18 protein-coding genes are annotated in these 22,140 nt (G+C 64.9%); 8 read left to right on the top strand and 10 right to left on the bottom strand.

What is annotated here, in order from left to right:
• The first annotated feature begins 1 nt into the window (after window position 1).
• Both HNP60_RS05140 and HNP60_RS05145 read left to right on the top strand, forming a co-directional pair.
• Entirely contained in the window at window positions 2-364 is a 363-nt protein-coding gene (locus tag HNP60_RS05140) for a hypothetical protein (RefSeq protein WP_184150996.1), read from the top strand.
• Entirely contained in the window at window positions 361-711 is a 351-nt protein-coding gene (locus HNP60_RS05145; protein ID WP_184150999.1) for a DUF2200 domain-containing protein, read from the top strand. Before HNP60_RS05140 ends, HNP60_RS05145 begins: the two co-directional genes overlap by 4 nt.
• 33 nt (window positions 712-744) lie before the next feature.
• Here HNP60_RS05145 and acnA read toward each other — a convergent pair whose 3' ends face one another.
• Both acnA and HNP60_RS05155 read right to left on the bottom strand, forming a co-directional pair.
• Window positions 745-3,369 (bottom strand): aconitate hydratase, encoded by a 2,625-nt coding sequence (acnA, locus tag HNP60_RS05150; protein WP_184151002.1) that lies wholly within the window; start codon window positions 3,367-3,369, stop codon window positions 745-747.
• Window positions 3,366-4,328, bottom strand: coding sequence for a hydroxymethylglutaryl-CoA lyase (locus HNP60_RS05155; protein WP_260394675.1), 963 nt, complete (start codon window positions 4,326-4,328; stop codon window positions 3,366-3,368). The genes acnA and HNP60_RS05155 overlap by 4 nt, the downstream gene beginning before the upstream one ends.
• Before the next feature lie 116 nt (window positions 4,329-4,444).
• Here HNP60_RS05155 and HNP60_RS05160 point away from each other — a divergent pair, with 116 nt between their 5' ends.
• The gene (locus HNP60_RS05160) at window positions 4,445-5,158 is read left to right on the top strand and encodes an IclR family transcriptional regulator (RefSeq protein WP_184151008.1); all 714 of its coding nucleotides are present in this window, start codon (window positions 4,445-4,447) and stop codon (window positions 5,156-5,158) included.
• A gap of 50 nt (window positions 5,159-5,208) precedes the next feature.
• Here HNP60_RS05160 and HNP60_RS05165 read toward each other — a convergent pair whose 3' ends face one another.
• The 5 genes from HNP60_RS05165 to HNP60_RS05185 all read right to left on the bottom strand — a co-directional run bounded on the left by HNP60_RS05165 (window position 5,209) and on the right by HNP60_RS05185 (window position 12,108).
• A complete protein-coding gene (locus HNP60_RS05165) occupies window positions 5,209-6,450 on the bottom strand; it encodes a CaiB/BaiF CoA transferase family protein (RefSeq protein ID WP_184151011.1) in 1,242 nt (413 codons plus the stop codon).
• Window positions 6,451-6,452: 2 nt separating this feature from the next.
• Entirely contained in the window at window positions 6,453-7,649 is a 1,197-nt protein-coding gene (locus HNP60_RS05170; protein WP_184151014.1) for an FAD-dependent monooxygenase, read from the bottom strand.
• 52 nt (window positions 7,650-7,701) lie between these two features.
• A complete protein-coding gene (locus tag HNP60_RS05175) occupies window positions 7,702-8,649 on the bottom strand; it encodes a cupin domain-containing protein (RefSeq protein ID WP_184151018.1) in 948 nt (315 codons plus the stop codon).
• A 1-nt stretch (window position 8,650) separates the two neighbouring features.
• Window positions 8,651-9,541, bottom strand: coding sequence for a fumarylacetoacetate hydrolase family protein (locus HNP60_RS05180; RefSeq protein ID WP_184151022.1), 891 nt, complete (start codon window positions 9,539-9,541; stop codon window positions 8,651-8,653).
• Window positions 9,542-9,777: 236 nt separating this feature from the next.
• Complete coding sequence (locus HNP60_RS05185) at window positions 9,778-12,108, bottom strand: TonB-dependent receptor (RefSeq protein WP_184151025.1); 2,331 nt, start codon at window positions 12,106-12,108, stop codon at window positions 9,778-9,780.
• Between the two features lie 348 nt (window positions 12,109-12,456).
• On the opposite strand from HNP60_RS05185, the gene HNP60_RS05190 reads away from it, so the two are divergent.
• Window positions 12,457-13,932, top strand: a complete 1,476-nt coding sequence (locus HNP60_RS05190) for a lignostilbene-alpha,beta-dioxygenase (RefSeq protein WP_184151028.1) — start codon at window positions 12,457-12,459, stop codon at window positions 13,930-13,932.
• Between the two features lie 80 nt (window positions 13,933-14,012).
• Here the strand turns inward: HNP60_RS05190 and HNP60_RS05195 are convergent, their stop codons facing one another.
• The 3 genes from HNP60_RS05195 to HNP60_RS05205 are packed head-to-tail and all read right to left on the bottom strand — an operon-like array spanning window position 14,013 to window position 16,669.
• Window positions 14,013-14,681, bottom strand: a complete 669-nt coding sequence (locus HNP60_RS05195; protein WP_184151031.1) for a TetR/AcrR family transcriptional regulator — start codon at window positions 14,679-14,681, stop codon at window positions 14,013-14,015.
• Between the two features lie 6 nt (window positions 14,682-14,687).
• The gene (locus tag HNP60_RS05200; protein ID WP_184151034.1) at window positions 14,688-15,215 is read right to left on the bottom strand and encodes a flavin reductase; all 528 of its coding nucleotides are present in this window, start codon (window positions 15,213-15,215) and stop codon (window positions 14,688-14,690) included.
• A gap of 5 nt (window positions 15,216-15,220) precedes the next feature.
• A complete protein-coding gene (locus HNP60_RS05205; protein WP_014075459.1) occupies window positions 15,221-16,669 on the bottom strand; it encodes a 4-hydroxyphenylacetate 3-hydroxylase N-terminal domain-containing protein in 1,449 nt (482 codons plus the stop codon).
• Between the two features lie 136 nt (window positions 16,670-16,805).
• Between HNP60_RS05205 and HNP60_RS05210 the strand changes: the two genes are divergently transcribed.
• From HNP60_RS05210 to HNP60_RS05225, 4 genes are all read left to right on the top strand, one after another.
• Entirely contained in the window at window positions 16,806-18,350 is a 1,545-nt protein-coding gene (locus HNP60_RS05210) for an FAD-binding oxidoreductase (protein WP_184151037.1), read from the top strand.
• Between the two features lie 231 nt (window positions 18,351-18,581).
• Window positions 18,582-19,829: an MFS transporter gene (locus HNP60_RS05215; RefSeq protein WP_260394684.1), complete on the top strand. Its 1,248-nt coding sequence runs from the start codon at window positions 18,582-18,584 to the stop codon at window positions 19,827-19,829.
• A complete protein-coding gene (locus HNP60_RS05220; protein ID WP_184151043.1) occupies window positions 19,822-20,544 on the top strand; it encodes a sulfite exporter TauE/SafE family protein in 723 nt (240 codons plus the stop codon). The genes HNP60_RS05215 and HNP60_RS05220 overlap by 8 nt, the downstream gene beginning before the upstream one ends.
• A gap of 43 nt (window positions 20,545-20,587) precedes the next feature.
• Complete coding sequence (locus tag HNP60_RS05225; protein WP_184151046.1) at window positions 20,588-22,132, top strand: FAD-binding oxidoreductase; 1,545 nt, start codon at window positions 20,588-20,590, stop codon at window positions 22,130-22,132.
• Window positions 22,133-22,140: the final 8 nt, after the last annotated feature.

Consider the following 22,140-nt stretch of genomic DNA (forward strand, 5'->3'; position numbering starts at 1 on the left):
TATGAGCGAGACCGGCACTTATCTCGCGGTTTTCACCAGCAACAAGTCGAGCCCGCGCTGGCAGGCCTGGTATGCGATGTCCGATGAGGAGCGCCGTGCCAGGGATGAGGAAGGCCTTGCCGCGCTGAAGGCCTGGGACGAGTCTAACAGGGATTCGATCGTCTATGATGGTGGTCCGCTCGGCCCGACCAAGCGGACTTCCCCGGCTGGCGTGGCGGATGCAGTGAATGAGCTGACGGTCTTCGTGGTCGTGCGTGCCCCATCGCATGAGGCAGCCGCCAGGCTGTTCGAAGGTCATCCGCACTTCACGATCTTCCCGTGCGACTGCGTCGATGTGATGCCTCTCCTTGGTCCCGACGCATGACCCGGCATCGTATCTATTCCATGAGCTTTGCCAGCGTCTATCCGCTCTACGTTACCAAGGCGGGAAGGAAGGGGCGCAACGCCGGCGAAGTCGACGAGATCGTCCGCTGGCTGACGGGCTATGCGCAGCAGGAGATCGCGGGCCATCTGGAGAAGCAGACGAGCTTTGAGGATTTTTTCGCCCAGGCCCCCGCTCTCAATCCGGCCAGACATCTGATCAAGGGAACGATCTGCGGCGTCCGCGTGGAAGAGATCGAGGAGCCGCTGATGCGGGAAATCCTCTATCTGGACAAGCTGGTCGACGAGCTTGCGAAGGGCAAGGTCATGGAGAAGATCCTCCGGACATGAAACGGCGGGGCGGCCGGATCGCCGTCATCGCATTCAGGCGCGCACGCCCCCCCGCTCCCAGCCACCCAGCGTTACGGCCGTCCCATATTGCGCGCGGAGACGAGCGAAGAGTCCGCCTGCCGTGAGCAGCGCGATCTGGCTGGGCGCGCGCGCATCCACCTGCGCCTCATGCTGGCTGATCAGGCTTCCTTCCGCGGTCATGAAACGCAGGGTGACGACCGGGCGCGCCGGCGTGAGGCAGTCCGTACCCAGAATGTCGATGCGCAGGGCCGGGTCGGGCGCCGGCAGCGAAGCGTCGGCCGGCAGCAGGACGGGCAGCACGCCCATGGCGATGAGATTGTTGCGGTGAATGCGCTCGAAGCTGCGCGCGAGGATGGCACGGATGCCGAGCAGGGCCGTGCCCTTTGCCGCCCAGTCCCGCGCGGAGCCGGTGCCGTAATTCTCGCCCGCGATGACCACGAGCGGGATGCCCCGCGTTGCGAAGGCGGTGGCGGCATCGAAGACGGATGTGCGCTGCCCATCCGGGCCAAGGGCAAGATTGCCGGTGGCCCCGGCAAGCCGGTTGTCCAGCCGTTGATTGTCGAATGTGCCGCGAATCATGACATGGTGATTGGCGCGCCGGTCACCATAGCCACCAAGCCGCTCCGTCGACACGCCGCGCGCGCGCAGATGCAGCCCGGCAGGCGAGTCAGGGCGTATGCGGGAAATCGGCGAGATGTGATCGGTGGTCACATTGTCGCCCAGCCAGAGCAGCGCTCGCGCATCGATGATGTCACCGCGCGCGCCGGCCTGATCGGCGCCGAAGAAGGGCGGTGGCTGGATGAAAGTGGAGTCCGCGTCCCAGGGGAAGCAAGGCGCCTGCGGGGCGGGAAGCGCATCCCATGCCCTGTCCTCGGGTGGCTCGGGCGTCTCGGTGCGCAAGGCGCGCTCGGCGGCCGCCACCGTGGCGGCAATCTCTTCCGCTTCCGGCCAGATGTCCGCCAGCATGACCGGCACGCCGTCCCGATCGGTGCCGAGAGGCGCTGCGGAGAGATCGATACGGAGCGACCCGGCCAGAGCGCCCGCGACCACCAGCGGCGGCGAGGCCAGGTAGTTGGCGCGCACATCCGGATGAATCCGGTTCTCGAAGTTGCGGTTGCCCGAAAGCAGGGCTGTGAGCAGAGAGGGCGCGCCCTGCCGCCCCGACGCAATCTCCGCCTTCAGGTCGCCTGAATTGCCGACACAGGTGGTGCAGCCAAAGCCCACCAGATGGAAGCCCAGCGCATCCAGATCGTCCTGCAGACCACATAGGCGCAGCATGTGCGCGATGCGGCGCGAGCCCGGTGCCAACGAGGTCTTCACCCAGGGTGGCACGGCAAGGCCGCGCGCGCGGGCCTTGCGGGCGAGCAGCCCGGCCGCGATCATGAGATGCGGGTTGGCGGTGTTGGTGCAACTCGTGATGGCCGCGATCGCGATGGCGCCGTCCCCGCATGTGCCGGGCGCGGGCGGCGGCCCCATATCCGGAAAGCTTTCCCTCAGGCTGGCGGGAACGTCCGGCAGAGCGCGCAACTGCTGCGGGCGGCTCGGACCGGCCATGACAGGCGCCAGATCGTCAAGCGCGATGTCGATCGTGCGGCTGTAGCGCCGCTCTGGTCCAGCATCGCGCCATAGCCCCGTCGCCAGCGCATAGGTGCGGTACCGCGCAATGGCCTCGGGCGGCCTCCCATTGGCGGCCAGATAGTCGAGCGTCCGGTCGTCGACCGGGAACAGGGCAGCGGTCGCACCATATTCCGGGCACATGTTAGATATGGCGGCGCGATCCGCCAGCGCCAGATGATCGAGCGCATCGCCCGCGAACTCGACGATCTGGTCGACGACGCCAGCCGCGCGCAGTCGCGCCGTCACATGCAGCGCGATGTCCGTCGCCATGACGCCGGGACGAGGGCGCCCGGTCAGGCGAACGAGGTAGACGCGCGGTAGCGGGACGGGCAGGGGATGGCCTAGCGCCGCCATTTCCGCCTCGATGCCGCCCACGCCCCAGCCGAGAATGCCGAGCGCGTTGACCATGGTCGTGTGACTGTCCGTACCGATCACCGTCTGCGCGGCGGTCCACGCCGGTCGGTGCGGGAGCGGGCTCGCTACCTCGCTGAGCTGCTCCAGGTTGATCTGGTGGCAGATGCCATGCCCCGGCGGCACGACGCGCAGACGCGGGAAACTGCGCTGCGCCCATTTGAAGAAGCTGTAGCGCTCTGCGTTGCGTGCATATTCGAGCGCGAGGTTGCGGGCGAGGGCATCCGGCGTTCCGCTGTGATCGACGCGGACGCTGTGGTCGATCACCAGATCGATGGGGATGGCGGCATCCACGCCGCCGGGTGCCCCGCCATGCGCGACATGATGATCGCGCAGTGCGGCGAGATCGGCCAGCGCGGCGACGCCTGCCGTATCCTGCAGCAGGATGCGCGACGGCCGGAAGGGAATCTCCGCGCCATCCAGCGCGCCGTGGATCAGCCAGACGTCGAAAGAAGCCAGCCACGGCGCAGGATCGGCTTCATGCGCGAGGATATTCTCCAGAAGGATGAGCAGCGATCGCGGCAGGGCAGCGAGGCGACCGCGCTCCGCCGTCTCAAGCCGCTGCCAGGGCGTCGCGATGCCGGTTCCCCCGGCGGGCGCCGCGTTCATGCCCCAGGACGCCGGGCCCTGAGCGCCGCCAGGCTCCCGCCGGTCTTGACCTTTCCGGGCAGCGGATGCCCGACGATGTCCTCGGCCAGGATGGCGCAGTCGATCAGTTTTTCCAGATCGACGCCGGTTTCAATGCCCATTTCCTCGCACATGAACACGAAGTCCTCGGTGCAGATATTGCCGGCCGCGCCGGCATGGGCGGCGAAGGGGCAGCCGCCCAGCCCTGCGACCGCGGCATCGAAATGCGCGACTCCCATCTGGAGTCCCGCATAGGCGTTGGCGAGCCCGAGCCCACGCGTGTCATGCAGGTGAAGCGAAAGCGCCACATCGGGATTGGCATCCTGCACCGCGCCGACCACATGGCGAATGCGCTCGGGCGTGGCCCAGGCCATGGTGTCGCCAAGGCCAATGAGGCCAAGGTCCTCGCCATGGTCGCGCGCGATGGCGCGCATGTCCGCGACGAGCCCCACCACCCGATCGACCGGCACGTCTCCATCGAAATTGCAGCCGAACGCAGCGGTGACGAAGCCGGTGCGCACCGGGATGCCATGCGCCTGATACATGGCGATGAGCTCGGGCTGCGCGGCGAGTTGCTGGGCCGGATCGCGGTTCTGATTGCGCTTGAGGAAGGCATTGGAGGCATAGAGTGTCAGCTTGCCTTCCAGATGAAGTCTTCCGGTCGCGATCACGCGCTCGAGGCCGCGCTGGTTGAGCCACAGGCCGGTATACAGGACGCCGGGACGCGGTGTCAGCCCGGCCACGACTGCTTCCGCATCGGCCATGCCCGGCACTTTTTGGGGATGCACGAAGGAGGTGACCTGGATATGGTCGAGCCCGGTATCCGCCAGCGCATCGATGAGACGGATCTTCTGATCCGTGCTGATCGGCCCTTTCTCGATCTGGAAGCCCTCGCGGGGGCCTTCCTCCTTGATGTGGACACGCGTGGGCAGGCTGGTCATCATAGGGATCCCTGAGCGATGATTGGAACGCGACTTCCCGAGAAAGTCATTGACATAATGGACCGTTGTTCCGTTAAGTAGAACAATATGGACGGAGCAGTGAAGAGAGGATGGCCATGAACTCGAAGGCAGGCGTCGCGGCCGTGGACCGTGCATTCGACATTCTGCATGCCTTCAGCCGCGAGAAGCCGGTGCTCACGCTTGCCGAAATCTCCCGCAGCACTGGGCTCTACAAGAGCACGATCCTCCGGCTGATGGGGTCTCTGGAGAAATATGGCTTCGTCTGGCAGCGGGCGGATGGCAATTACCAGCTTGGGCCCGGCTTGCTCAGCCTTGCGAGCATCTTCCAGGACAGCTTCAGCCTGCGCGAATTCGTGGAGCCCGTGCTGGAGGAACTGGTGACGGCGACCAACGAGGGCGCGACTTTCTTCATTGATGACGGCAACGAGCAACTCTGCCTGTTCCGCGTCGACGGCCGCCACGCCATCCGGGATTACAACATCCGCGTGGGCGACCGGCGCCCCATGAACAATGGCGCGGCGGCGACGATCTTCCGCCGGTTCACGCAGGAGCCGGGCCTTGCGCTGACGCCCGAGACGTTCATGGCCGAATCCTTCGGTAGCGTCGAACCGGAGATGGCGGCGCTGGCGACTCCTGTGTTCGGGGTCAATAACGCGCTGATGGGCGTCCTCACCCTGTCCGGCCCGATCACGCGCTTCAATCCCGAGCATGCCGAGGGGATCAAGCCCGCGCTCGTGGAAGCGAGCATTCGGCTTTCGATCAGCCTGGGGGCATCGCCCGCGCGGTTCGCGGCGCTGCGCGGCGGCTGAGCGCGCGGCACGCGCTGTCGCAAGCATGGATCCCGCTCCCGCCCGCACGATCAGATCGCGCCTTCGGCACGCAGCTTGGCCAGTTCGTCGGTGTCGACGCCGAGCGCCGTGAATACGGCTTCATTGTCCGCGCCCAGTATGGGCGGGGCGGATCGGGCGCCCGGGCGACCGTCCCCCAATGCGAAGCCGGCGCGCACGACTTTCACGTCCTCGAGTCCGGCCTGTCCCAGCGGCAGTGCCTGCACGAGGTCGCGCGCGACGATCTGCGGATGCGCGAGTGCGCCGGGCACCGTGAGGATACGTCCGGCCGGAATGCCGGCAGCGTTGAGCAGCGTTTCCCAGTCCTGCGCGGTCCTCGCCGCCAGGGCTTCATTGAGGAGGGCATTGAGCGCCTCGCGATTGGCCTTGCGCGCTTCGCGATCGGCGAAGCGAGGGTCGCGTGCAAGGTCGGGGCGCGCGATGATGTCGCACAGCGCCTCGAACTGCTCCTGCTTGTTCGCCGCGATGTTGAGCGGACCATCGGCGGCGCGGAAGGCGCCGGAGGGCGCCGCGGTCATGTTCTGGTTGCCGATCGGCTTCGCCTCGACACCGGCGATGAGATAGTTGGAGACGGCCCAGCCCATTGCCGAGATGGTGGAATCCAGCATCGAAAGGTCGATGTAGCAGCCCTTGCCGGTGCGCTCGCGGCGGAACAGAGCGCTGGCGATGGCGAAGGCGGCGCCCATGCCGCCGAGCGTGTCGCACAGTGGATAGCCCACACGCAGCGGCGCGGATTGTGCGTCGCCGGTGATACTCATCACGCCGGAATAGCCCTGCACGATCTGGTCATAGGCCGGATTGGCGCTGAGCGGCCCGTTCTGGCCGAAGCCGGAAATGGCACAATAGACGATGCGGGGATTGATCTCCTGCACCGCGTCCCAGGAGAAGCCGAGCCGCTCCATCACCCGAGGCCGGAAATTCTCTACGATCACGTCCGCCGTGCCGAGCAGCTGGGTGAACAACGCCTTGCCGCCCGGCGTCTTGAGGTCGAGCGTCACGGACTTCTTGCCGGCATTCTGGGCAAGGAAGGACGTGCCCATCAGCGCTTCGTTGAGTGCCGGGGATGCGCCGAGCTTGCGGGCGAGGTCGCCGCCCGCCGGGTTCTCCACCTTGATGACTTCCGCGCCGAGCATGGCCATCTGGTAAGTGGCATAGGGACCGGAGAGCACATTGGTCAGATCGAGCACCCGCACGCCCTCGAGCAGGTCGGCGGGCGGCAGGTCGTTTTCCTCGGCAGCGGATCGGACACTCATGGTCAGATGTCCACGGTCTCGACATCGTAGCTGTAGAGCCAGTCATAGCGGTCGTGGATCGGCGCGCGGCTCCACTCGCTTTCCATGTAGCGCACGGCGCCCTCCTCGGTCGCAAGGGCCGCTTCATGGAAACGGGCGGTATTGTCCTTGGCGCCGCGCACCATGCGGCTGGTGCGCTCGACACGGGCCCCTTCGTAGCGACGAAGGGCTTCCTGGGGATCGTCATATTTGTCCAGGCAGCGGCCAAGGATGACGCCATCTTCGATCGACATCACCGCGCCCTGCGCCAGGAAGGGCAAGGTGGCGTGGCACGCGTCGCCAAGCAGCGTCGCGCGGCCCTTGCTCCAGACCTGCCGTGGCGTGCGCTCCATGAACGCCCATTTCATGATCGCCGGCGCGGCATGGATCAGGGTCTGCACATCTTCGTGCCAGCCCTTGAAATCATTGGCGCATTCCTCGACCGACCCCTGCGTGTACCAGCTCTCGACCTGCCAGTCGTCGCGCTCGATGGTGCCGATCATGTTCATGAGCTGGCCGCCACGCAGCGGGTAATTGACGAGATGGCCGCCGGGGCCGATCCACGTCCAGCCGACCATCTGCCGCATATGCTCGGGCAACCGCTCCATCGGGATGACGGCGCGCCAGGCGATCATGCCGGTGAAGCTGGCCTCGTCGTCGCCGAAAAGAGACTTGCGGACAGCGGACTTCACGCCATCGGCGCCGACCAGAATGTCACCGCTGACGGTGCGCCCGCCGGAGAGGTGCAGGGCTGCCCCGTCGTCCGAGACTTCCACATCCTCGACATGGCAGGATAGATGCACAGCATCCGGCTTGATGGCCTGCACCGCGTTGATCAGCGTGTTGAGAAGGTCCGGCCGGTAGACCGTCAGATAGGGGTAGCCATATTTCTCGACGGCCATCTTGCCGAGATCGAACATTTCCCAGGCGCGGCCGGTGTTCCAGAGGCGGAATTCCTTGCGACGCGGCTCGCAGGAGGCCAGGCGCAGTGTGTCGAACACGCCGAGTGCATCGAGCGCGCGCGATCCGTTGGGGCTGATCTGCACGCCGGCACCGACTTCGCCCAGCTCGGGGGCCTGCTCGTAGACGTCCACGTCATAGCCCCGGCGCAGCAGCGACAGGGCGGCGGCCATGCCGCCAATGCCACCGCCGGCGATGATGATCTTTGGCGACTTGCTCACGCGTTGCTCCAGTCTGAAAAGGGGGAAGGGAAGAAGGTCGGGAAGGTCCGGGTCATGGCAGGCGGCTCCGCAGCCAGCCGAGATTGCGCATCACCGGCTCGTCCGAGACGCGCAGGAGAACGGCGTCGTCCAGCGCGCGGAAGCTGTGCGGGCGCCAGGCCGGGACGGCGATGGTATCGCCGAACGCCCAGGCGTGATGCTCGCGATCGATTTCGGCGATTCCGCGGCCCTGGACGACCGCGAAGATGGCGTTGGCGGTGGTCTGCACGGGCGCCGTGGCCTGTCCGGCCCTGATGCGGTGCATGTGCAGCGCGATGGTGTCGAGCTGCGCCGGGCCGAGTTCGACTACGATGGGAACGTCCGGGCCCTGCCGGGCCTGTTCTGCCTCGAAAGCGGCAAGCGTCTCTTCCCAGCGGAAAGCGATGGGGGCCTGGTCGAGCCGTTCGACCTGCTTTTCGATGCCATCCGGGTGCGGCTCGTAGAACATCGGTTCGAGCAGATGGACGAGCGGCACGTCCAGAAAGTCCATCCAGTAGCATTGCGCAGCGCCGTCATTGGCGTGGGAATGCCAGGCCCAGTTGGGTGTGAGCAGCACGTCGCCGGGGCGCATCTCCACCTGCTTGCCATCCACTACGGTCGAGGTGCCGCGTCCTTCCAGGATAAGCCGCAGCGCGTTCGGCGTGTGCCGGTGGGCGCGCGCCGTCTCGCCGGGGCGGATCATCTGATAGGCAGCGACGATCGTGCGCACAGTGGAATAGACATTGCCTTCCACCGGGTTGAACATGGTGAGATTGCGCCGTTCGGCCTGCTGCGTGTCGATCAGTTCGCCGGCCCGGTCGAGGATCGGCTTCACATCCGCATAATGCCACACATGGGGCAGGAAATTGCGGCGCGGCTCGCGCCAGAGCGCCGGCAAGCGGCGATGCCATCCGCCTTCCATGTTGAGGTTGGTGAAGCTCTCATACAGGGCCGCCAGCGCCTTATCGCGATCCGCGCCCATCTCAGGCCTGCTTGATGATGGGCGGAACGTAGGGCTGCGCGAAGACCTCCGTCATGCCTTCCTTGCCCTGCACCACGTTCACGGCCATTTCGCCGACCTGGTCGATCACGATGCGGATACGATCGCCGTCCACCACCGGTCCGACGCCTTCCGGCGTACCGGTGGCGATGATATCGCCCGGCTGGAGCGTCATGACGGCCGAGGCTGTCGCGACCATGCCCGGAATGTCGAGCACGAGATCGCGCGTGTTGGCCTTCTGGCGCAGGTCGTCATTGACCCACAATTTCATGTCGAGCGTCGCGGGATCGTTCACCGCGTCGGCGGTCGTGATCCACGGGCCGACCGGGCAGAATGTGTCATAGGCCTTGCGGAAAACGCGTTCCTCGCGGCCGCGCACCACCATGTCGAGCAGGCAGGCGTAGCCGAAGACGACATCCTTCCAGTCCTCCCGCGCGACGCTCCGGCAGGTCTTGCCGATGATGATCGCCAGTTCGCTTTCGTGATGCACCTCGCGTCCCGGGACGGCGGGCAGCACGACCGGGTCGGCCGGGCCGGATAGGGCCGATCCGGGCTTCAGGAAGAAGCCCTGATTGGTTGCGCGATACTGCGCCTGCATCTCGCGACCGTGCGCGTGGTAATTGACGGGGTAGGCGATGATCTTGTTCGGCCAGGGAACCGGCGTTTCGAGGCGGACCTGCGCCAGCGGGATCCCGGCGAGTCCGGGGAGAGCGGCTTCGATCGCGCCGCGCAGCCGATCGAAATCGCGGATCAGGCGGATCATGTTCATGTCCGGCCATTGCGCCGGATTGGCTCCGGTCAGCGCCGTGATGTCCGCGATCTCGTCGCCGATCACCACACCCAGCCGTCCACCGTCAAATCGTGCCAGTCGCATCCCGACTCCTGTAAGTTCTATTAGACAGAATATTATTCTGTTTTAGCGAGGGAGGGCAGAGAGTTCAACCCCATCCGCTGGCATCGGCAAGAAGTCTGCGCGAATGCCGCTTGCCCGGAAGAGTGAAACGCATGCCCCGGGCCGGTGCGCTGCCGATCACCCCTTGGCTAAAGCCCGCTGGAAATCAGGGGGAGGAAAGGGGGCAGCCAGCAGAGAGACGGGCTGCCCCTGGGAGATCAGAACCGCACCCGGAAGCGCGCGCCGTATGTGCGCGGCGGAGCGATGTCCTGACCATTGTAATTGTTGATGAAGGGATATTGCTGCGTGCCGGTATAGACCGCCTCATTGCCGATGTTCCGTACGAAGAACTGGACGGAATAGCCATTGTCCGGCGCCCGGTAGGTGAGGCTCGCGTTGAACAAGGCATAGGCATCGGCCCGTGCGTTCTCGACGAACTCGGCGGCGAGCCAGCGCGAGGATGCAAAGCTCATGTCCGGCGAGAATTCGATCGCGGCGCCATTGGCCAGGTCGAATGTGTGCGTATAGCTGACCGTGCCGGACCATGTGGGCGTGCGCGGGAGCTGGAATCCGGTGCAGTCGATCGTCCAGAAGCCGATCTGCGTCGTGCCCCCGGCGACGGGCGTCACGTCGCACGACGTGCGTGCCGAGGGATTGGCCGCCCGATAGTTGCGATAGGAGAATTCCTTGTATTCGCTGTCGACATATTCGACGGCGACCCGGAACTGGTCGTTGCGGGTGGGGAAGAGCGTCAGGTCGATGCTCGCGCCCTTGGCCACGGCCTTGCCGGCGTTGAACAGGGAGGAAACCTGCGCGCCGCCGCGATCCAGCGACGTGAAATTCTCCTGCCGGTCGCGATAGTCCATATAGAACAGCTCAGCGTTGAACTGGACCAGCCGGTTGAAGAAGCGGTTCTTGGCGCCCAGCGTATAGGCTGTCACTTCCTCGGGCTTGTAAGGATCGATGTCCGCATTGGATTGGCCGCCGGACTTGAAGCCCGTTGCGACGCTCGCATAGAGCATGCTGTCCGGGCCGGCATCGAACTCCGCGCCCGCCTTGAAGTTGAGCTTGTTGACGCTGTAAGTGCCCTGCACGTTTGTGCCGGCCGACGTCAGGATCTCGCAGCTGTTCTGCGGTCCGGTCCCGGGCGTGGTGCAGCCTGCCGAGCCGAAGAGCGCATAGCGATGGCCGTCGACGCTTTTCTTTTCATCGGTATAGCGCAGGCCGCCCGTCACGCGCAGCGCCTCCGCCAGCGAGTAGGTGAGTTCGCCGAAAGCGGCATAAGCCTCCGTGCTCAGGTCCGCGACGAAGGCGGTATCCGAGGCGAAGCCCAGTCGCACCGAATTGTAGCTGTCCTGATCCTCGCGGAAATAATAGCCGCCCACGACCCATTTGAGCTTGTCGTTCGCATTGCCGAGACGGATTTCCAGGGTCTTGGCGTCGGAGGTGGAGGGCGCACCGGTGAACTCGTTGACCGTATTGAAGTAGAGGGCCGGCAGGACGAGGGAATCCGTTTCCACACGCTGATAGGCGGGAATGACGGTGAGCGTCGCGGGGCCGAGATTCCAGTCGAGATGGGCATTGAGGCCCCAGATCGTGATGTTCTGGTACACCTCGCTCGTATCGAGCGGATAGATGCCCGGAGGCGCGGTGACGCGGCCGATCAGCGCGTTCAGGCTTTCGTCGATGGATGTCCAGCGATCGTCGGGGATGATCGGCTGGGGATTGGTGATCCCGGGCGCGTTTGGCGCGGTGGGTTCGTAGACCACCTTGCCGGGGCCACGGCCGCCGAGATGCTGGTAGTTGAGGCCGAGGCGCAAAGTGACGTCCGCGCTCGGTTCGGTCTTGAACTGCAGGCGGAAGGAATGATGCTTGTCGTCATCCGTGCCGTCGCTGATGTAACCCTCGCGCGAGACCCCCTGGAACGAGGCGCGCAAGGCTGAGCTCGCGCCGATCGGGATGTTGATCGCACCCTCGGCATTGAAGCCGTTATAGTTCTGGAAGCCCGCGCTCACATAGCCCTCGAATGCACCGATCCGCGGCTCGACGGGAATGATGTTGATCGCGCCGCCGGTCGAGTTACGGCCATAGAGCGTGCCTTGCGGGCCTTTGAGCACTTCCACGCGCTCGAGATCGAAGAAGGTGCCGGCGACATATTGGGTGCGCGCCGCGAACACGCCGTCATAGGCCTGCGCAACGGCCGAGTTGCTGTAGCCGGTCGTGGAGAAGTCGCCCGCGCCGCGAATATAGACTTGGAGTGCCGAACCGCCCTGCGTAATCTGCACGCCCGGTGAGAGGCGGGCGATGTCGGTGGCCTGGGAAACGCCGGCCTGCTGCAGCTTGTCGGCGGACAGCACGTCGATGGAGATGGCCGTCTTCTGTGCGCTCTCGCGCCGGAACTGCGCGGTGACCACGATTTCCTCGGTGGACGCGTCGTTCGCCCCGGCAGCCTCGTCGGGCGCCTCTTGTGCATGAAGCTGCATGGGCATCATCATCGCACACAGGACTGCGCCGGCCATCAGACGGACGACGCGGGTCTGCTGTTTCATCATTCCCCTCCAGAATCAGACTAGGTCAAGCGCTTGCCCGCTCTCGAACCGCGCCGTTTATTGTTCTAACTAACAGAACGATGTTCTTTTTAAGAGATCGTCGAGCGCTTGTCAATCGAGGCTGACGGCATGTCCTGGTCTCGCGAGCGGGGCGTGATCTTCGCGTGCCTCGGGGACGCGGAGCCTTCTTGCGGGGGGAGGAGGCGGAGCCGCGCTGGCAATGACCCGGAGGCGAGAAAGCCACTGGACAAGATCACGACTCATTTTTAGAATGACGTTCTATTTTTAGAACATCGTCGCGCCTTCCGCTGCCAGCTGGCTTCAGACGGTCTGCCTTAGGAGATGCCCATGACCACCTTTCCCGACGTTCCGGCCTTCACCGGTTTCAACACGCCCTCGCGCGTCGAAGCCAATGTCGAGGATCTCAACGTGCATGGGCAGATCCCGGCGGAAATGGATGGCGCTTTCTATCGGGTGCAACCCGAGCACCAGTTCCCGCCCAAGCTGGGTAACGACATCGCGTTCAACGGGGATGGGATGATTTCCATGTTCCGGTTCAGGAACGGCAAGGTGAACTTCACCCAGCGCTGGGCGAAGACGGACAAATGGAAGCTGGAGAACGAGGCCGGGCGGGCGCTGTTCGGCGCGTATCGCAATCCGCTGACCGACGATGAGACCGTCAAGGGGAAGATCCGCGGCACGGCGAACACCAATGCCTATATCCACGGTGGCCGGCTTTATGCGCTCAAGGAGGATTCGCCGCCGCTGGTCATGGATGCGGTAACGCTGGAGACGCAGGGCTACATCGACTTCCACGGGAAGATGAAGGGCGAGACGTTCTCGGCGCATCCCAAGACCGATCCCGCGACCGGCAATCTGTGCAGCTTCGGCTATGCCTCGAAGGGCGTGCTCACCCGCGACATGACCTATTACGAGATCAGCCCGGATGGCGAGCTGCTCTACGATGTGTGGTTCGAAACGCCTTATTATTGCATGATGCACGACTTCGCGATCACGCCCGATTATGCGCTCTTCTCGGTCATGCCGATGACCAGCAGCTGGGAACGGCTGGCGGCCGGCAAGCCGCATTTCGGTTTCGATACCTCACTGCCGACCTATCTGGCGGTCATGCCGCGCAAGCCGGGGACGACGGCGGACGACATCCGCTGGTTCAAGGGCGGCAACTGCTTCACCGCGCATGTGATGAACGCTTTCCAGGAGGGCTCGAAGATCCACCTCGACCTGCCGGTGGCGGCGAACAACATGATGCCCTTCTTCCCGGACATCAACGATGCGCCGTTCGATCCGGTGGCGGGCGCGACCTATCTGACGCGCTGGACCGTCGACATGAACCAGAATGACGAGGACTATAAGTTCGTGCGGCTTTCCGAGATGATCGGCGAGTTCCCGAAGATCGACGACCGGTTCACCGGCCAGAAGAATCGCTATGGCTGGATGGTCGTGATCGATCCGTCCCAGCCGGTCGAGATGAAGGGCGGCAGCGCCGGCGGCTGGGTGATGAACACGCTCGGTTTCGTCGATCTGGAGACCGGCGCGGACCAGAAATGGTGGTGCGGCCCGGTGTCCTCCATCCAGGAGCCCTGCTTCGTGCCACGGTCACCCGACGCGCCGGAAGGCGATGGCTGGATGGTCATGGTCTGCAACCGGCTGGAAGAGCGCGGCAGCGACCTGCTGATCTTCGAGGCGACGAATATTGCCGGCGGGCCAATCGCGACGATCAACATCCCGGTCCGCCTGCGCTTCGGCCTGCACGGTAACTGGGCCGACGCGGATCGGATCCGGCCGCTCGAACGGGCGGCCTGAACGGAAGGAAAGCGACGGACCGGGCAAGGCGACGCATTGTCCGGCCGTTGCTCGCGAAGTGATCCAGCCGACGGGCGCCGTCAGCGCTCCAGGCCGCCGCTCACGAGATCGGCCAGCGTATCGCTGGCTCTGGACCAGTCCATCTTGCTGATGTCGAAATCCATGATCGCGGCCAGACGCCCGCCATGGGCCTGTGGATAGAGATAAGTGCCGAGCACGATGGTCATCATGAGGAAGAAGCGCTCCTCGTCGATATCCGGCATCGCCCGGCGCAGCAGCGCGATCAGGCGGCCGCGCACCGGCGTGACGAGGGGACGCGTGATGCTGCGCGCTTCTTCGGAAGGGTCAGTCAGTGCGCAGCAATAGACCATGTGGCTGCGCCGCGCTTCGCCTTCGCTGCCACTGCGGCTGATAGCGGATTCGAAGAAGGCCTGGACGATGTCGCGCACGCCGGGCTTGCCCAGCTGCTCGATCCGATCGAAATTCTCGTGCTGCGCCTTGTGGATGGGGTCGAAATGGCGCTGGAACACTTCCTCGAAAAGATGGCGCTTGCTCGTCCAGTTGCGGCTCAGGGAAGCGAGGCTGGTGCCCGCCTGCGCGGCGATCGCGCGGATCGTGCAGCGGTCATAGCCGTAGCGGATGAACTGTTCGTCCGCCGCGAGCAGGAAGCGGGCCTTGCTGGACTGATCGGCGCTCCCCTCCGCCACGACCTTGCCGGAGGTCGCGCGCCGGGGCGTCCTGTCGCTCATGCCCGGTCACTCATCAGCCGTCATTCCACCATAATGTCCGTCGAGATAGATCAGCGCATCGCTGGACGGATCGAGCGCGACATAATCCACCAGACCGCGAATGACCATATGACTGCCGAACGGTTCGGCCTTGTCCACCCGGCAGACCAGGCCGGCGAGCGCGGACTCCAGCAGGGGGATGCCGCTGGCATGCGTGGTCCAGTCGCCATGGCCGAAGCGCTCCGCCGCGGGTGCGGTGACGAACGCATGGCAAGGCGCCTGATGCGCCCGGGCGAGGATGCTGACGCCGAAGAGGCCGCGCGCCAGCAGCGGCTCGCACAGCGAGGCATTGCGATTGATGGCCAGCAGCAGCGAGGGTGGCTCCATGCTCAGCGACATCAGCGCCGTCATGGCGATGCCGTAGCGCGCGCCTCCGGCATCTGCTGTCGTGACGAGTGCGACGCCGCTTGCGAGGCGCCGCATCGCGTTTCGGAAATTGGCCGCCAGCGTCTCGTCGATGCGGGCGGCCTCGCTTTGCTGGGGAGGCGCGTTCACGGGCATCAGCCGGGCAGGATGCCCGACTTCTGCATGAACTCGCGCACCTGCCCCCATTCACCGTCGCGTTGCGCGGTCATGTGGTCGCCGATGCGGGCGCGGCTCTGACTGGTGAGATAGAACATCTCGTAGAGCTCGACGCGGCTACCGAGAGCCGAGCCCGCGAAATCCCAGGCCATGCGCATGATGCGGGCGCGGTCTTCCGCCGCGATGCCGTTGGAGCCGGGCAGATATTTGCGCAGCATGTCGCCGATCTCCGGATTCTCGAACAAGGCGAGCGATGGCGTGCAAAGCAGATTGTGCGAGCCGATGGCCCGGATGATCTGGTTCACCCGCGTCATCCAGCCGGGCATCACGCAGCGCAGCACGGAGAGGTCGCGGTGCGGGAAGAAGGCGCCCGCGCCCCAGTCATGCGCGCGCTCCTCGGCGGCGATGATCGCCGAGCGGGTGAGCGAGAGATAGGCGTGGATCTCGCCGAGCTGCACCGCCACGTCCGGCGCGTTCAGGCTGTTCGTCACCTTGGCGATGCTGGAGCACAGGTCATAGGCGAATTCGAGCTTCACCATGGCGCGGATGGCCGTCTGCTGAAGCGTGTTGCCTGGCGAGACACCCTGATTGAGGATGTTGTAGACGTTGAGGTCGCCTTCGCAGAACAGGCGCTCATAGGGCACTTCGACATCGTCGAAGATCACGAAGGCATCCTGCTCGTCGAAGCGCGAGGAGAAGGGGGCGTCGGCCACGCTCGCGTTCACGCCATAATGATCGCGGCAGATTTGGATCACGCCCTTGGTGTTGACCGGGATCGAGAAGATGAGGGCATAATCCTCCGCGCCCGTGGGGATCGGCGCGGACGAGTAGACATAGATTTCGTCGGCGAGCGGCCCGAGCGTGGCGAGCACCTTGCCGCCGCGCACGATGACGCCATTCTCGTTGCGACCCACGATACGCAGGGTCAGGTCCGAGTTCATGCCGGCAAGCGGCGGGGCGCCCTTGTCGATGTTGGCATGGACGATGGTATGCGTCATCGAGAGGTCGCCCTCGATCACTTCACGATGGAAATTGCGCAGGCGCTCATAGCCTTCCGGCTTGCCCTGAGCCCAGATGTCGGCGCGCGCCGTATGGCCGGAGAGAACCACGTTCACATAATCGGGGGTGCGGCCGAGCATGCCGTTCGAATAGCGGGCGAGACGCTCCAGCCCGCGATGGCGGATCATGAGATCCTCTTTTGACTTCGGCAACATCAGGCTGACGTTCATTTTCTCGCCCGGCTTCTCCGGGTCATCGACAAGGCATTCGTCCGCATAGTCGAGTTGCCAGTCGAAATAGCCGGCCATGCCGTCGATCGAACCGGCGAGGCCGGGATCAGTGGCGACATCCACCTTGCCTTCGCCCAGCCAGACGACGCGGCCGTCATCGAGTGAAGCTTTATACTGCTTGCCATTGCGAACTGCCATGTCATCTCTCCTAAAACTGAAAACGCCTGTATTCACGATTCGCATTTGATGCAATATGGAACGTAACAACGTTCTGTTTGGAAGAACGATTCGGCGAGCGGTCGCTGCCCGCGCGCAAGCCAGGAGAGGACAGAGAATGCCGAACATCGATCAGACCCGTGCGCCGCAACACCTGCCCACCAGCACCGTCGAAGCGCTGAAGCGGCTGCTTGGCAGCGACGCGGTGCTGGATGAGGGGGCCGGCCTGGCGGAGTTCCACGATCCGTTCGAGGGGCCGGGCGCGCGCGATCACCAGCCGTCAGTCGTCGTGCAGCCGTCCAGCGTGGAGGAAGTGCAGGCCGTGCTGCGCGTTGCCGGCGAGCAGCGCTTTCATATCTGGACCTCCTCCATGGGGCGGAATTATGGCTATGGCGGGTCGGCTCCGGTGGTGAATGGCGCGGTGGTGCTCAACTTCCGGCGCATGAACCGCATTCTGGAGATCGATGCCCGGCAGGGTCATGTACTGATCGAACCCGGCGTGAGCTTCCGCCAGCTCTACGACGCATTGCGGGCGGACGACGTGCCACTGATGATGTCCGTGCCGGATCTCGGCTGGGGAAGCATCATCGGCAACGCGCTGGACCATGGCTATGGCTATGGGGTGTGGGGCGACCATGCCGGCGCGCTGTGCGGGCTGGAAGTCGTGCTGCCGGGCGGGGACCTGCTGCGCACAGGGCAGGGCGCCATCCCCGGCAGCCCGCTCTGGTCCAGCCATCGGCGCGGCTTTGGCCCTTCGCTGGACGAGCTGTTCAAGCAGAGCAATTTCGGCGTGGTGACCAAGGCGGGTCTGTGGCTGATGCCCCGCCCCGAGCAGTTCGTGATCGGCACGATCCAGTGCATGAAGACGACGGACATCGTGCCGCTGATCGAGACGCTGCGCTCACTGCTGCAGGCCGGCGTGCTGCAGGGCATTCCCATGATCGTCGGCACGCCGGGGGACGACGAGGCCGTCGAGACGGGGCAAGCGCCCTTCACGCTCGCCAATATCAAGACGGTGCTGCGGCCGGGGCGCTGGAATGTCCGGCTCGGCCTTTACGGCCATGCCGGGATGATCGCGGCGCGGCGCGCGCTTCTGGAACATGCAATCGCAGCCATCCCCGGCGCGGAGCCGGAATTGCGCACATATCCCGGTACCGCCGGTCCGGACGAAGTCGAGCCGCGCGACTATATCTCCGCCGGGATCCCGAACCAGCTGCTGTTGGAGCGCTTGCGAGGCGTGTTCGGCCAGAGCTTCGGCCATATGGATTTCTCGCCCGTGCTGCCCTGCACCGGCGAAGCCGCCCTGCGGCTCGACCGTGCCGTGCGGGAGGTTTCGGCGCGTTATGGGTTAATCGGGCCGGTCGGGATGCTGCTCAACCAGCGCAGCATGGTGGCCGCCTGCATGCTGATGTTCGACGCAGGCAATCCGGCGCGGGTCGCCGCCGCGCGCACGGCCATGGCCGAGCTGTACGGGCAGGCGGCGGAATGGGGCTGCGCGCCCTATCGCGCACATGTGGCCCTCGCCGATCAGGCGCTTGGCATCTTCGGTTATAACGATCACGCGCTGGCCAGAACCTATGGTCGGATCAAGGACGCGCTCGATCCGGCGGGGCTGCTTTCGCCCGGTAATCATGGAATCTGGCCCGGGCGCCCGGCCTCATGAAACGACAGGCGCCCACAGACTTCGACCGATCGGCCGGACTGACGCGATTGACAGGCCGAAGACCGCTCAATAAAAAGAACATCGTTCTGCTAAAAAGAACGATAAGCGGCACTGCTTGTGAGAGCAGGGTTTGCGGGTCGGCCCGGCGGCCGTCCTTATCACCCGACTGGGAGAGGATTTGCGGATGAATGAGGACGGGCGCCCTTCGATCGGCACCATGCGGCGCTACGCATGGATGAACATATTCACCGGCTTCCTGGTAGGGGCGTCGCTCTGGCTGGCGTATCGATGATGATGCCCATCATGTATGGCACGATCTCGCAGGACATGGGCTGGACGATTACCCAGACGACCAGCTTCATGGCGATCAAGTCGGCGGTGTCAGGTGTCGGTGGCCTCTTTGCCGGCGGGTTGATCGTGAAGTTCGGCCTCAAGCGCGTCTTCGTGCAATCCGTGGCGGTCATCGGCATCGCGACGCTGCTCCTCTATTTCGTCGACAGCCTGCCTGTTTATTACGCGCTGGCCTCGGTCTCCGGTTTCGCCTCGATCCTCAGTCTCATCGCCATTCAGGTGACGCTGGCGAAATGGCATTCGGCCAGCATCGGGCGCATCACCGGCGTGGCGATGCTCGGTGGCGCGGCTGCCGGCACGATCGTACCTCTGGCGACGGCTTATGGACTGCAGCATTTCGGCTGGCACGCGACTGCGGCGACCGCCGGCGTTCTGGTGCTGGCCTTTGTCCTGCTCGCGGCCATCTTTCTCTTCCGCGAAGCACCGGAAGCTTATGGCTATACTGCCGACGAACTGGATCCGGGTCCGGCTGGTGGCAGGAGCAGGATGGCCGGCGCAACGCCTGCAACCGATGCGGGCCCCGAGTTCCGCTCCATCCTGAAGACGCGCCAGTTCATCCTGCTCATCGTGGCGGCAGCACTGTCCGGCGCGATCAGCAACGGGGTGAATGAGTATATCCCGCTGTTCGTTGAGCGGCAGGCCAATCTCGGCGCCTATATGGCGGCGCTCGGCTTCACGATCGTCATCGTCATCTCGGGGCTGGGCAAGATCCTGTTCGGCTGGGTGTTCGATCGTTTCTCGACCCGGGGCGTCGCGGCTTGCTGGGCGCTGTGCGGCGTGGCTGTGCTGCTGTCCTTCCCGGTCGCCGGTTTCGCGACCTTCCTTATCTTCATGCTGGTGCGCGGCGTGTCGCATGGCGGTGTGGTGGTGCAGGCGCCGGTATTGGCTCGGCATCTTTACGGCATCAGGCCGATCGCGCAGGTCATCGCCTTCCTCAATGCCGCTTTCCATCTCGGCGCGTCGCTCGGCATCTGGGCGATCGGCATCGGCGTCGATCTGACTGGCGGCTTCGGCATTCCGTTCATCGCCGTCGCGGTGGTGGCAGCCATATGCGCGCTCATCGGTCTCGGCCTCGAACCCCGTTACTGGGCCGGCTACACCGCCCGGCGCGCGCCTGCCCATGCATGAGGGGGAACGCCTGCTGATCCTGGGCGCGGCGAGCCTCGTCGCGTCCGCGATCAGCGCCTGCTTCTCGGTAGGCGGCGGTTATGTCCTCTTTGGCGCGCTGACATGGATCATGCCGCTTCCTTCGGCGATCGCTATGCAGTCGGTCCTGTCCTTCGGGTCGCTGGTCTCCCGGTCCTTCGCTTTCTGGGCCGAGATCGACTGGCCAATCGTGCGCAGCTTCACGGCCGGCTCGCTGCTCGGCGTCGGCGCGGGGCTCTGGCTCTTCGTGCGGACGCCCGAGGGCATTCTGTCGCTGCTGCTCGGCCTGCTGCTGCTGGCGCTTGCCTGGGCGCCGGGCGTCCGTTGGGGCCTGCGACAGGGCGCGTCCTATTTCGGCGTCGGCATTCTCCATGCGGTGGTGGGCACGCTCTTCGGCCTCGGTGCGGTGCTCCAGCCGGTGCTGCTCCGCTCGAGCCTCAGCCGCACCGCCATCGTCGGCACGTTCGCGACCTGCATCATCCTGCTCGAGATACTGCGGACCGCGGGCTATGCCAGCGCCGGCTTCGCTTATGCGTCCTACTGGCCGGAAATCCTCGTCGCGACGGTGACCGGACTGGCCGGCACATGGATCGGCAAGCGCATGGTGCCGAGGATCTCGGAGCGCCATTTCCGCTTTGTCCTGCGCCTTTTCATCACCGCGCTGGGGCTGCGCTTCGTTCACAAGGCGCTTGCCTGATGATCCGCGTCGCTTCGCCGCTTCATCCCGACAGGAGAATGAGATGACAGCCGTCCTTCCCGGCACGGTCAGCCCGGCCGCCTTCGCCCGGGCGCTGGCCGGATTTCGCGCCATCGTCGGTTCGCAGGCCGTTCTCGACAGCGACGAGGACCGGCAGACCTATATCGATCCCTATGCGTTGGGCGACGGGCTCGCGCATGACTGCTCGGCCATCGTGGCGCCGGCCTCCACGGAGGAAGTGCGGGCCATCATGCGCGTCGCCAACGAATTCAGGGTACCGCTCTGGCCAGTCAGCCGGGGCAAGAATCTCGGCTACGGCGCAGCCTCACCGGCGGAGCGCGGCAATGTGATCCTCGATCTCAGCGGCATGAACCGCATCATCGAGGTGAACGAGAAGCAGGCCCATTGCTTCATCGAGCCCGGCGTCAGCTTCTTCGATCTCTATCGCCATCTTGCCGAGAAGAAGATCCCGCTGTGGATGTCCACGCCCGGCAACAGCTGGGGGAGCATCATCGGCAACGCGCTGGATCGCGGCATCGGCTACACGCCCTATGGCGACCATTGCGAGCAGATCTGCGGCATGGAAGTGGTCCTGCCGGATGGCGATCTGGTGCGCACCGGCATGGGGGCGATGGCGGGCAGCGCCGGCTGGCAGCATTATAAATATGGCTATGGCCCCGGCTGGGACCAGATGTTCTTCCAGTCCAATCTCGGCGTGGTAACGGGCGCCGGCCTATGGCTACAGCCGGAACCGGAAATGACAGCCAAGGTCGAACTGGCCTTCCCGAAGTTCGACGATGCGGAATGGGCGATCGACCTGCTGGCGGACCTGCGGCGGCGCGACGTCATCCAGCACAATATCGTGTTCGGCAGCCCCGTGCGTTCGGCCTCTGTCCTGTCCCAGCGCGCGGAATGGTATGACGGCCCCGGCGCCATTCCGGACAGCGCCTGCGAGGCGATGATCCGCAAACTCGGCATTGGCTGGTGGAATGCCAAGGTCAGTCTGTTCGGCCATGCAGCGACCGTGAAGGCGCAGGTGGAGATCATCCGCAAGCTGTTCGAGCCCCGCCTCGGCAAGGAACTGAAGTTCGAGATGTGGGAGCAGGGCGATCCGCCCGAAAAGTCGGCGCGGGGCATTCCCACGACCATCGGCCTGCAGAGCGTCAACTGGTATGGCGGGCGGGGCGGGCACCTCAGCTTCGCGCCGGTGATGCCGTCGGACGGCAAGCTGATACTGGACTATGCGCGCAAGATCAAGGCCTATTACGAGCAGGTGGGGCAGGATTATTATGCCAGCTTCACCATCGGGCGGCGGCACGTCAATAATGTGAGCCTCATCCTCTACGACCGGGACGATCCCGCGATGGTGGCGCGCGTGGACAAGCTCTACCGCCATCTCGTCACCGAGGCGGCCTCGCAGGGCTTTGGCGAATATCGCGGCCACATCTCCTACATGGATCTGGTCGCCGAGACGTTCGACTTCAACGATCATGCGCTGCGCAGGCTCAACGACAAGGTCAAGGCCTGTCTCGATCCCAACAACATCATCGCGCCGGGCCGCAACGGCATCGGGACGAGGCGCGCATGAAGAGGGAG

The sequence above is a fragment of the Sphingobium lignivorans genome, assembly GCF_014203955.1.
Taxonomy (GTDB): Bacteria; Pseudomonadota; Alphaproteobacteria; order Sphingomonadales; family Sphingomonadaceae; genus Sphingobium; species Sphingobium lignivorans.